This is a genomic window from Streptomyces sp. NRRL F-5122 (assembly GCF_001507435.1).
In the GTDB taxonomy this organism is placed as follows: domain Bacteria; phylum Actinomycetota; class Actinomycetes; order Streptomycetales; family Streptomycetaceae; genus Streptomyces; species Streptomyces lannensis.
Window position 1 is genome coordinate 1 of sequence record NZ_LMWH01000012.1, and the last position, 10872, is coordinate 10872.

10 protein-coding genes are annotated in these 10872 nt (G+C 65.0%); 5 read left to right on the forward strand and 5 right to left on the reverse strand.

Annotated elements, in window-relative coordinates:
* Positions 1-915 precede the first annotated feature (915 nt).
* On the reverse strand, positions 916-1584 hold the full coding sequence (locus ADL25_RS03585; RefSeq protein WP_059126139.1) for a TetR/AcrR family transcriptional regulator: 669 nt from the start codon (positions 1582-1584) through the stop codon (positions 916-918).
* Positions 1585-2010: 426 nt separating this feature from the next.
* Here ADL25_RS03585 and ADL25_RS03590 point away from each other — a divergent pair, with 426 nt between their 5' ends.
* Together ADL25_RS03590 and ADL25_RS45625 are read left to right on the forward strand one after the other, a co-directional pair.
* A complete protein-coding gene (locus ADL25_RS03590) occupies positions 2011-2268 on the forward strand; it encodes a hypothetical protein (protein ID WP_159044869.1) in 258 nt (85 codons plus the stop codon).
* Positions 2269-2305: 37 nt separating this feature from the next.
* A protein-coding gene (locus tag ADL25_RS45625; RefSeq protein ID WP_199839092.1) for an IS5 family transposase occupies positions 2306-3150 on the forward strand; the annotation gives its coding sequence in 2 pieces (ribosomal slippage) (positions 2306-2636 and positions 2636-3150; 846 coding nt in all).
* Between the two features lie 794 nt (positions 3151-3944).
* Here the strand turns inward: ADL25_RS45625 and cysS are convergent.
* The 4 genes from cysS to ADL25_RS03620 all read right to left on the reverse strand — a co-directional run bounded on the left by cysS (position 3945) and on the right by ADL25_RS03620 (position 8572).
* Positions 3945-5315 (reverse strand): cysteine--tRNA ligase, encoded by a 1371-nt coding sequence (gene cysS / locus ADL25_RS03605; RefSeq protein WP_059126142.1) that lies wholly within the window; start codon positions 5313-5315, stop codon positions 3945-3947.
* A 101-nt stretch (positions 5316-5416) separates the two neighbouring features.
* On the reverse strand, positions 5417-6217 hold the full coding sequence (locus ADL25_RS03610; RefSeq protein ID WP_059126143.1) for a family 1 encapsulin nanocompartment shell protein: 801 nt from the start codon (positions 6215-6217) through the stop codon (positions 5417-5419).
* Positions 6214-7275, reverse strand: a complete 1062-nt coding sequence (locus ADL25_RS03615; RefSeq protein ID WP_059126144.1) for a Dyp-type peroxidase — start codon at positions 7273-7275, stop codon at positions 6214-6216. The genes ADL25_RS03610 and ADL25_RS03615 overlap by 4 nt, the downstream gene beginning before the upstream one ends.
* Positions 7276-7816: 541 nt before the next feature.
* On the reverse strand, positions 7817-8572 hold the full coding sequence (locus ADL25_RS03620; protein WP_059126145.1) for an HAD family hydrolase: 756 nt from the start codon (positions 8570-8572) through the stop codon (positions 7817-7819).
* 580 nt (positions 8573-9152) lie between these two features.
* On the opposite strand from ADL25_RS03620, the gene ADL25_RS52080 reads away from it, so the two are divergent.
* The 3 genes from ADL25_RS52080 to ADL25_RS03630 all read left to right on the forward strand — a co-directional run.
* Positions 9153-9437 carry a PAS domain-containing protein gene (locus tag ADL25_RS52080; protein ID WP_159044870.1) on the forward strand — a complete coding sequence of 95 codons (285 nt, stop codon included), beginning with the start codon at positions 9153-9155 and terminating at the stop codon, positions 9435-9437.
* Positions 9368-9799, forward strand: coding sequence for a hypothetical protein (locus ADL25_RS03625; protein ID WP_059126146.1), 432 nt, complete (start codon positions 9368-9370; stop codon positions 9797-9799). The genes ADL25_RS52080 and ADL25_RS03625 overlap by 70 nt, the downstream gene beginning before the upstream one ends.
* Positions 9800-9828: 29 nt before the next feature.
* Positions 9829-10872 (forward strand): PP2C family protein-serine/threonine phosphatase (locus tag ADL25_RS03630; protein ID WP_159044871.1); only part of this gene is annotated, 1044 nt, incomplete at its 3' end.

A 10872-nucleotide genomic window follows, 5' to 3' on the forward strand; every position in this document is an offset into this window, starting at 1 on the left:
AGAACCGCACACTGCCTCGGCTGCCCCGCCACCTCCTCCACCCCCTGCCTCAGCAGTCGAACCGGGCCGAGGACCGAGAACTGGATGCCTGCGCGCATGGCTCCTACCGCCCTGAGGCCTTGTGAGAGTGGGTTGCCTGACTGTCCCGCGGGGGGACCACTTACCCCAAACGTACCTCAGGACGCTCAAATTTTCCGGACTAGATAGTCCCGTTCCATGTCAGGGAGCCCACTCTTTGCGGGAACTTCAACGCCTGTAACCTCGCCGTTAGCGCCCTTGGGTAGCTCGAGGCGCACGGATCTCACTCCTTGATCAGGACCAACAGGTCCAGTATGATGCGAGGCTGACCGGGCCTGCTGCAGGTGATGCGCATACCAGCTATGACAGGTTCGAACTAGGTGAAGTCGTTCACGTTGCCCGCGGTGAGGCTGAAGGGCAGCGGCCGACCCGGTCCATCGCAGGAGATGAAGTCTTCGCCTTCAACCCGCCTAGGTCCCGGCCGACCCCCTCGCCCGCCCAGAGCCGCCTTTTCGGACTTCCAGCCACACCACGGATGAGCTTGCACCGTGGTCGAGTCGATACATACCACCGCCTAGTTGTTCTGTCCGGGGAGGTTGTGGACGGCGCCCCAGTGCCGCTGCCTGCGAGCCAGGAACTGCTCCCATGTTCCGTCTGCAGACCAGCGACAGGAGCGCTCACATGCTGGCGTTCACATGCCAGACCGCTCAGGCAGATCTCGCCAACCCGCCTTCCACAGAATCCCATTGAGGACATGGCGGCGGTCCCGTACCGGACGGCCCATCCACGAATGAGCCGCAATGGCCCAGTCTCCGTCAACAATTCATTGACCCGTTCATGACAGCAACAATGAGCAGGCCAACGAACAAAAGGTTCTACGGACATTCCGTAGTGCCCCTAGCGCGTGCTGGAACCAGCCTCCGGCGCCGCATTGGCGGCGGGGGGCGCGTACGTCTTAACGTGGGCGATTGCCATGTCGAGGGCGATGCGCATTGGCTTGACGTTCTGTGCAGTTTGGGCAAGAAGATACCCACCCTGCAGCGCGGCCATGAGGCCGGTGGCGAGCCAACCGGCATCGACGTCTGCGCGGAGGACCCCCGAGTCCCTCATTCTTGCGAACCCCGCTTCGAGGAGGGCTTCCCAAGTCGCGAAGTGCCGGGCCATCGCCTTGCGTGCCTCTTCGTCCTGATCGGCCAGCTCGCTGGCCAGGGAGCCGAGCGGGCAGCCGTAGGCCCCATTGCGTAGGGCGCTGCGCTCGACAAGCACGTCACGCCAGCGCTCCAGTCCGCGGAAAGAGTCGAGTCGCTGCAAGTGTCGGTGCTGGGCTTCGAGTACTTCCGCAGCCTGCAATGCGACAACGTCCCGCACCAGCGCGTCCTTGTCGGGGTAGTGGCGGTACAGCTGCGACTTACTCGTTCCGCTGGCCGTCCTGACATCGTCAAGAGTCGTGAGAGCGACGCCTCTGACGTGCATCATGTCCGCAGCAGCTCTCAGGATGCGCTCACGAGTCGCCCGACCTCGCTCGGTCAGCCGGGAATCGCCGTTATCACGCACCTGTCCTGCCACGTTGGCAAGGTTACCCTCATAGGGACCAGCGAAGTCTATACTGGACCATAAAGTCCATTTACCTCGGAGGCAAACCTCCGGCATGTTTAGCCGTGGACTCCGTTCCGGACAGCTTGCGCTTGACTTCTGCACCCCGGTGTACTCGCTAGAAGGCGTCCAATCGCACGACGCGGTGCTAGGAGACAACAAGTGGAAAAGGATTAATGGTCTGAGCGATACCCGCGGCCCAAAGTGATCGTAGGCAGCCCGCGGGTGCTAGGGCGTTTCCTTCGGATCAGGGAGAATCGGCCTGTGCTGCGTGATGCGAGGCGTGCACCGGAGCGGAGGGGCAGAAATGACGCTAGTAGTCGAGCTGCGTCGAGGGGGCTCTGTGTCTCGGACCGGGCGAAAGCCTGGGCCCGGCCTCCAGCAGGGGTGCTGGAGCGGTTGGTCGATGACAACGATGAGTTCTTCATGGCCGTTGAACGGCTCGGTCGGCACCAGGTTCCCGGCCTGGCCCGCATCGAGCCGTACGGGGACACCACCCTGCGTGGTGAGGCAGTAGACCAGATGGTGCCGGAGTTGGAAGCTCTGGACCTCGCGCCTCTGGGTATTGGCGAGCACGAGGTCGTGACGACGCTACTGGCCTGGGGCCAGCGGTGTCGTACCGACCGAGAGCTCCGGATTGCCTTCTCGGGCGATTAGATCGTCGCCTTCGGATCATCGGATCGTTGGTTGATGTGTGTCGTTGACTGACGCCCAGTGGACCCGCATAGAGCCGTTGTTGCCTGACCGGATGCCGAAGCGGGGCGGCCGGTGGCGAGATCACCGGCAGGTGATCGACGCGATCGCGTTCAAGTACCGCACCGGGACCCCGTGGATGGACCTGCCCGAGCACTTCGGGACGTGGAAGGGCGCCCACAACCGGCTGCGGAAGTGGGCCACGGACGGCACCTGGGAAAAGGTCTTCACCGCCCTCCTCGCCCAAGCGGACACCGAAGGCAACCTCGACTGGGTCGTCTCGGTCGACTCCACGATCGTCCGCGCTCACCAGCACGCCGCCGGGGCCCGCCAAAAGGGGCCCCAGTAGGCGAGCCAGTCGACCATGCCCTCAGACGTTCCCGCGGCCGACTGACCACCAAGATTCACCTCGCCGCCGACGGCCGCTGCCGACCGCCCGCCTTCGTCCTCACGCCAGGCCAGGCCGGTGACGCACCCGCATTCGGCCAGGTCATGACCCGACTACGAGTGCCCCGGCGCATCGGCCGCCCCAGGATCACTCCGGATGCGGTCCTTGCCGACACGGCCTACTCGTCCCGCGCGATCCGCTCTCACCTGCAGCGGCGCGGGTTCCGGGCAGTCATCCCGGAACCCGCGGACCAGGTCACCAACCGCAAGCGCCTGGGCAGTCGCGGCGGCCGCCCGCCGGCCTTCGATCGCGACGCCTACAAGCAGCGGAACACTGCTGAGCGGTGCATCAACAAACTCAAGCAATGGCGTGGCCTGGCCACTCGCTACGACAAGACCACCACCATCTACCTCGCCGGACTACACCTCGCCGCCATCTTCATCTGGTCAGCGAGGTGATCCGAAGGAAACGGCCTACTCCCCCGCGACGTTGACCGCGCGTTCCTATCGATCTCTGCCTGGGGGGCCAGGGAGCTACGGCAGATCTCGAAGGTCAGCGTTCAGTCGAACGCGACGTCTCAGGGTTACCGCCTGCCTACTGACACCGTCGAGCCACGCGGAGTTCGGAGGATACGCGGGTTGATCTTGTCCCAGAGCTGCTGGAGGGTGGCTGCGCGGTCGCGCGATTCGAAGGCCACTCCGAACTTGCTCCGTCGCCGCGAGGAGCAACGAGCTCATCGTCGCCTACGGGAGGCAATCCGGCACCGCAGGTCGGCGGTCTGTCACGGTGCACTCCCTGCCGCAAAATGAGACTGCTGCGGCTTGCGATCAGAGCCAGGTAAGCCTCACCGAGCGCCTTGTAGGGTTCCTCGCTCGGTAGGGTTCCGGCACCGGCATCGGGCGGCCGCCACGTCTGTCGCACAACTTCCCGGTACCCGGTCAACGGGCCAATCCTTGGATCCGTCCGGTTCAGAGTGCCCGAGAGGTAGATTCTCTGCTCACTCTCCGTCGTCAGCAGGTCGCTACCTGCAGCACACGGTCCCACAAGCCTGCATCGAGGGCAGAGCCGGCAGTGATGCGTAGACGCTCATGGGACGCCATGTGCACGTACAGGTCGCCAAGAGCGGCATCTACTCAAAAGCAGCCTGGGTAGTGCGATGAGGTACCTCCGACGGTCCGTCCGGCGGACGGACCCTATCCTGGCGACCGCATCCCTCACCGACACCTGCAGGCCGACGCATCAGGCTTGCGGGTCACGTCCTCCGCCACCGCGTGGCCTGAGGCCCATCCTCGACGACCACCCCAAGCTCCCGCAGCACATCTCTGAGAGCGTCCGCCTCGGCATACCTCTGCTCCTGCCTCAACTGCTGACGTCTTTCCAACAACCTGCCTATCTCTGCCTCGTTGCCGCGCGGCTTGTCGACGAGCGCGAAGGTGTCGAAAAGCTCCTCAACGCCTTCGATGAGCTCCTGCGCCGCGGGCCCGGGCACCTCTTTGCTGCGGTTCTGATCGCGGATGAAGCCGAACAGGGCTGCGAGAGCACCTGGCGTATCGAAGTCGTCGTCGAGCCTGTTGTAGATACGGTTCTTGGCCTCTTCTGCCAGTGTGACGCTTATCTTGCTGTCTCTGCGGCACGGGTCGACGGCACGGTAGAAGTTCTCAACTCGCATGCGAGCGCCTCGGGCGTTGCTGAGGGCCGCTTCGCTGAGCTCCATCGGTGAGCGGTAGTGCTGGCTTAGGAATGCGTACCGCAGCGTGCGGTAGCTGTTGTCCCTCAACGCCTGCTGGATGGACTGGGTGTTGCCCGTGCTCTTCGACATCTTCGCCCCACCAGCGCGAAGCAGCCCGGTGTGCATCCAGTACCGGGCGAGCGGGGACTTGCCAGACCCTGCCTCCATCTGTGCGATCTCGGCCTCGTGGTGGGGAAACATCAGGTCCTCTGCGCCTCCGTGGACATCGTGCTGAGGACCGAAAAGCGCTTCCGTGATGGCAGTGTCCTCGATGTGCCAGCCGGGGCGGCCCTGGCCGAGGGCGGTTGTCCAGAACGGCTCTCCCGGCTTTCGTGCCTTCCACAGGGCAAAGTCGCCCGGGTTCCTCTTGCCGGCGTCCTCGTCGATCCGCGACACGGAAGCATCTCCTTGTGCGGCCCGCCGCCTGGAAAGCTTCCCGTATGCAGGGAACGTGGCAAGGTCGAAGTACCAGCTGCCGTGGACTTCGTACGCGTGGCCACGCCGGATCAGCTCCTGCACCTGCGCGACGATGCCGTCTATATGATCGTGTGCGCGTGCGTACCTGTCGACGTTGTCGTTGTGCAGCGCAGCCATGTCCGCGAGGTGGCGCGCCTCGAACTCTGCCGCCAGCTCGTGGGGCTCGACTCCGATCTCGCCCGCACGGCGAATGATTTTGTCGTCGATGTCGGTGATGTTCTGGACGTAAGTGACGGAGTAGCCGGCTCTGCGGAAGTACCGCGCGATGAAGTCGAACTGCGTGTACGTCTTGGCGTGGCCGACGTGGCTTGGGCCGTAGACGGTCGGCCCACAGACGAACATCTTCACAACCCCGTCGCTCATCGGAGCGAACGCTTCTTTCTGTCTTGCCAGTGTGTTGTAGATCTTGATGGCCATAAGTCGACCTCTCAGGCCTGAGGACCGTCAGCTCGGAGCCGGTGCCGGCCGCAGTCTGCGGGGCTCCTCGCTAACCGTGTTCGACCTGGCTCTGGAGTCCTTCACTTGCCAGCGAGCGGGACGGCCGCCTCAGCGGTGTGCACGAGGAAGGTGAGCGTCTCCTGGAAGTAGAGCTGGACCGACTCGGTGTCGTGGGAGAGGTAACCGATCGAGAGGTCTTGTCCAAGGCGGAGGGTGAAGTCGCCTCCTCGGGTCGTCACGAGGAAGGCACCGGCGGTGGCGGGCGCCCAGATAATGTCCCCCTCCAGCAGGCGTGCGATATGCGTTCGGACGGGATGGCCGTGGTCGGACGTCTCGCTCACAGCCTCGTACGCGCTCGCGCTGAGCGCGAGCGCGTATGGGCCTTCGACGCCGGAGAGCCTGAGCGTGGAGACTGCTCTTGCGACCGCTTCGGGGTACTCGCGCGCATCGACTGGCAATGCCAGGGGTGCATAGGGCGAGCTGCTACGCAGTCCCTCGATCCCTGCTCCTGAGAGTCCTTCGAAGATTATGTGGTCCTCAGCGAAGGCGATGCGCCTGGCTGCGTCCTTCACGGGCTGCCAGTCGGCGTCCCGTGCACCTCTCTCGACGTCGTCGATCTGCTGGCGACTCAAGCTGAAGGGCACCCGCAGCTCAACAAGCGGTTTGGAGGTCCTCAGTCTGGCGTGCACCGTCTCATCTGGTGTGCTGACGGGCTCGCTGTGGCCGGTGGCGACTGCAGCTAGCTCGACTCCACCAGCTTCGGGAACGTCCACGAGGCGCCGGCCGGCGACATGCGCCTTGAATGTCCGGCGGGCCTCGGCCTCAAGATCGGCCCACGCTGCATCTGACATGGGGGCGAGCTGGCGGTGCAGGTTGTTCATATGGAAGGGCCCCTTCCGAGGCTGCCGATGCCGAGAGAACCGTGCTCGGTTCCGCCGTGGGCGGGCGGCGTGGTTGGAGGACTGGGAGCAGCCCGGCTGAGGTAGTTGTCAAGAAAGGTTTGGCTAGGGACGAAGAAGAGTGCTCCGGTGACGGCTTGGGAGAAGTCCAGGATTCTGTCGTGGCTGGCGGTGGCGGTGCCGAGGAACATGTTGCGCAGCATCTGCTCGATGACCGACGGCGCGCGTGTGTACCCGATGAAATACGTGCCGTACTCGTTTTTCGCGGCACTACCGAAAGGCATGTTGAAGCGGAGGATCTGCTGTTCGGAACCGTCTGATCGGAGGACCTTGTTGAGAGCCACGTGGGAGTCGGGCTCCTGGGTGGCGTCGTCCAGTTCGATGTTGGTTGCCTTCGTGCGGCCGATGATCCTCTGCTGTTGCTCCACGGGCAGTGCGTTCCAGCTGTCGAGGTCGTGCAGGTACTTCTGGACCACGACATAAGCGCCGCCCGCGAAGCATCGGTCCTCGTCCCCGACGAGGACCGATGTGGAGGCCGCCTGCCCTGTTGGGTTTTCCGTGCCGTCAGCGAAACCCAGGAGGTCCAGTTCGCCGAAGTACTTGAACCCGACGACTTCGTCAACGACCGTGGCGGCGCCCTTCAGGCGGCTGACGATTTCGACAGCCAGTTCGAAGCAGAGGTCGCTGCTCGTCGCCCGGATGTGGAAGAGGAGGTCGGCAGGAGTGGCGACGGCCCGCCGCCCGTCTCCGGCGATCTCACGGAAGGGGTGCAACTGGACGGGGCGCTGACCGGCGAACAGGCGGTCCCAAGCGTCGGACCCAATCCCGGCGACACAGGTGAGGCGACTACCTGAAGCCCGCGAAAGGACGGCGCGAACCAGTGAGGGAAGCTTAACGAGCAGCTGACGGGCCTGCTCCCCTCCTCCGTCATCCAGGGTAGCGAGGAGGAATGTCGCAGCAGGTTCCGATGTCTCCAGCACTGCCTGAGGGACAATTGAGGCCTCGGCTGCCGGCTTCTCGCCCTGGCTCTCAGCCGCCATTCGTTGCGCCTCCGTGTGTCCGGGTAATTGCCCGGCTCGTGGGCCGGCGTCGCTTCCGGGTTGTCTCTTCCCTTGCTGCCTGCTGCACTCCAGCTAACCAACAGCCGATCTACGGCTCGTCTATGCGCGGTCAACGGGCGGGCGCGGGCCCTGTCTTCGGTCGCACTGCGAACGAGGCCGCCTGCGCAGCCTTGCCTCCAATTGGTGGCTGCCTGGGCCGTCTTGCTGTGTCAGATCCTGTGGGAGCCCTCCGGTGAGGCCTGCCTGCACAATCCTCTGCCGCTGTCAGGTCCGGCCTTAAAGGACGCTTCTGAACCAAGAGGAAGGGAGGGTCGCCTCTTTGGCCAGCAACCCTGAGCGCGGCATGGACAGCGGTGTCGGTGTCTGAGTGGCGTGGACAGTCACCTCGCCCCGCCTTCATGGCCAGGCTGAGGACACCCCCGCGCGCCGGGTGCGATGCGCAGCCCCCTCGGCGTCACCCGTCAACCCATCTGGCATGGAGGTTCATGTTGCTCTCGGCACACGTAGGGGTATTGGTCGATCACAGCAGGGGCCGCCTGTCCGCGGTGTCGATGAGGGTCGCAAGGTCTGCAACGACTGTGTCGGCACCGTGGGCGTATAGCGCGCTGGCCTGGCTCACCCTGTCGATGCCGACTACCCAGCCGAAGTGTCCCGACCTCCCGGCGTCCATGCCTGCCAGTGCATCCTCGAAGACCGCGCATTCGGACGGGCGCTGGCCCAAGTCTCGAGCCGCAGCCAGGAACGTGTCCGGGTAGGGTTTTCCCCGCAACCCCCGCTTCGCGGCTACGAGGCCGTCGATCCACGCGTCGAAGAGAGTCTCCGCGCCCGCGGACCTCAAGACTTCGCGGCAGTTGGCGCTGGAGGTGACGACTGCGGTAAGCAGCCCTCGGTCGCGGGCTGCTGCGAGGTAGGCCATGGTGTCCTGGCAAACGGTGACGCCTTCACTGCGGATCCTGGCCTCGAACAGGGCGCTCTTCCAACGTCCCAGGCCATGCACCGTGTCCAACCCCATAGGGGCGTCGGGGGCGCCATCGGGCAGTTCGATGCCGCGCGAAGTGAGGAAAGCCCGCACACCGTCGGCCCTCGGTCGCCCGTCAACGAGCTTGCGGTAGTCCGTTTCTACGGTGAAGGGGCGGAAACCAGCGCCCTCATGCTCCTGGAGAAGCGCGTCAAACGTCTCTTTCCAGGTCGCAGCATGGACGGCGGCGGTATCGGTGATGACGCCATCGAGGTCGAAGAGACAGGCTCGTACCGTATCGGGCAACCCAAGCACCACGGGGTGTCCTCCTTGCGAGCGTCAATGGGGCGCTGCCAGCTTCCACCGTCGAGTTGCCCTGCGGAAGGCCTATAGACCCTTGGTAGACGCTGAGTGCACGGGGTCAGCGCCGGGCCTACGTGCTTGGCCTCTCGTTCTCCTGCGCGCGAAGGCGAGGGACAGGAGCGGAACCGGTCCGCACGCCGGCTTCAGGCCGTGCGGCCAGTGATGCGCCGACCGGCGAGCGTAGTGCGCCGGAGCCATGCCCAGTCGGGTGTTCTCACACGGTTTGCCTGGCAGGTGCGTCTGGCCGCACCACGGACCCGCGTCTCATGCGGCCACGCGACGCGCTTGCTGGCGTGCAGGCACGAAGGTGCGTAGTCGGCTCGCGCCTCCCTGTGACGGATTGCGGGACTGCGTGAGGCGAAGCCGGGTGACACGGCTGAACAGCCGGTCGCACTCCTCTTCACAAGCCGCTGCCCACCGTTTCCAGCGGGTTCCCTGCCATCGTCACTCAGCGCAGCCGGTCAGACACAGTCATTGCGAAGGAATCCCGAATATCATTGAAAAGGCTGTTTTGGTATACGTCAGGGAGCCGCAGATGGACGCCTCAGACGAACTCCTGCAAAGGCCCACCCCGTCGGCTCTCGTGGCCCTGGACGGAGCCGTCCTCAGCCTCAATACTGCGATGGCCAGGGCACTGGGCAGGTCGGTGGAGCAGTGTCTGGGGCATGGCTTCGGTGATCTGTTACCCGCAAGCCAACTGACTTCGGTCGAGAGTCTCGTGGCTCACGCCGCCACGACGGACACGGCGCGATGCGGGTGCTGGAGTTCCTCGGCCCGGAGACAGCATCGGTCGTCTGTCTTGTCGAGGCGCGACATGTGAACGACCCCGAAGGTGACGAGCCGCTGGTGTGGATGCACTCGCTGGAAGCGGGAAACGACCGGGGCGGCCTGTTGATCCCGTTCCGTCTGGCGGCCAAGGCTGCGAATCTCGGCTTGTGCATCTATTCACCCCAGGAGCGCGAGCTGGAATGGCTCGGTGGCGCACCTTCCTTGGCAGCGCTGTTCCCAAAGGCCTTCCTCTCGTTGTCCGAGGTGGTGCGGCGAGTCCACCCCGATGACCGCCGGGCTCTGCGACGGCTCGTGCCTTCGATGGTCGCCCGGTCCCCCTGGATCAGGTTCGATTCTTCACCGAGTGCGATGGCTGGCTTCTCCTGGTCTGCCAGGCCCGTCGTGTCCTTCTAGGGTATGGGGGCCCCGAGCAGGTCTTCGGAGTGATCCGTGACGACACCAAGTGGGAAGCACGCCGACGTAGAGCATTGGTCGCGCTGAGTGCTGAGCGTCAGCGCGCCGACGAGATCGCCGCCTTCTCGTCCGCCTTGATGACCGCAGTGACAGAGCAAGAAATACAGCAGGTCGTGCTAACCCGGCTCGCCGCGACCTTCGGTGGCAGCGGCGCCGCCTTGGCGCTCGTCACAGAAGGCCGCCTGTGCGTCTGCTCCGATGCCGGGATCCCGCTACCGGTGGCCGCCATGCACGGCCTGCCACTGGATGCCCCCAGCCCGCCGCCCTACGTGATCCGCACCGGCGAGCCGCAGTTCATTCGCAACCAGGAAGACTACATCCGCCGCTGGCCGCACGGGGCCATGGTGCCGTACTTCGACCAGCTCGACTCCGGTTGCGCTATCTCGATCACTTCCCTCAGTCCGGGCGGCGATCAGCCGCTCGGGGCCTGGTTGGTGACCTACGACAGCGAGCACCGGTCCTCTCCGGATGAGCGGGCCCTCATGTGCACTCTTGCCGACCTTGCAGGCCAAGCACTCAAGCGCGTCAGGTTGCAAGAGGCACGAATCGAGCTGGCCACGGCGCTCCAGCAGACCATGCTCCCCACGCTGCCCGAGCACCTGCCAGGACTGGAGGTCGCCGCCCGCTACCGCCCCAGCCGAGACGGGCTCGACATCGGCGGAGACTGGTACGACGCCTTCGTCACGCCCGACGGCGCCGTCGCCCTGGAGATCGGTGACGCCCAAGGACACGATGTGGACGCCGCCGCGGCCATGGGACAGGTACGCGCCTCCATGCGCGCGATCGCCGCCCACGCACCCGATCCCACATCCGTGCTGATGCGCACCAACGAGTTGCTCCTCACCATGCAGGCGGCACGATTCGCCAGCTGCACCATGCTGTACATCGACCCGGGCAACGGACGAGTCACCGGAGCCAGCGCCGGCCATGTGCCGCTGCTGTACGCACGCGACGACGGCAGCCACAGCATCCGTGAACTGCCGGGCGGCCCGGTGCTGGGAGTCCTGCCCGAC

Excerpts from the sequence above, each read along its gene's own strand:
- cysS (WP_059126142.1), bottom strand. The coding sequence starts at position 5,315 with ATGGCCATCAAGATCTACAACACACTGGCAAGACAGAAAGAAGCGTTC.
- ADL25_RS03610 (WP_059126143.1), bottom strand. The coding sequence starts at position 6,217 with ATGAACAACCTGCACCGCCAGCTCGCCCCCATGTCAGATGCAGCGTGG.
- ADL25_RS03615 (WP_059126144.1), bottom strand. The coding sequence starts at position 7,275 with ATGGCGGCTGAGAGCCAGGGCGAGAAGCCGGCAGCCGAGGCCTCAATT.
- ADL25_RS52080 (WP_159044870.1), top strand. The coding sequence starts at position 9,153 with ATGGACGCCTCAGACGAACTCCTGCAAAGGCCCACCCCGTCGGCTCTC.
- ADL25_RS03625 (WP_059126146.1), top strand. The coding sequence starts at position 9,368 with ATGCGGGTGCTGGAGTTCCTCGGCCCGGAGACAGCATCGGTCGTCTGT.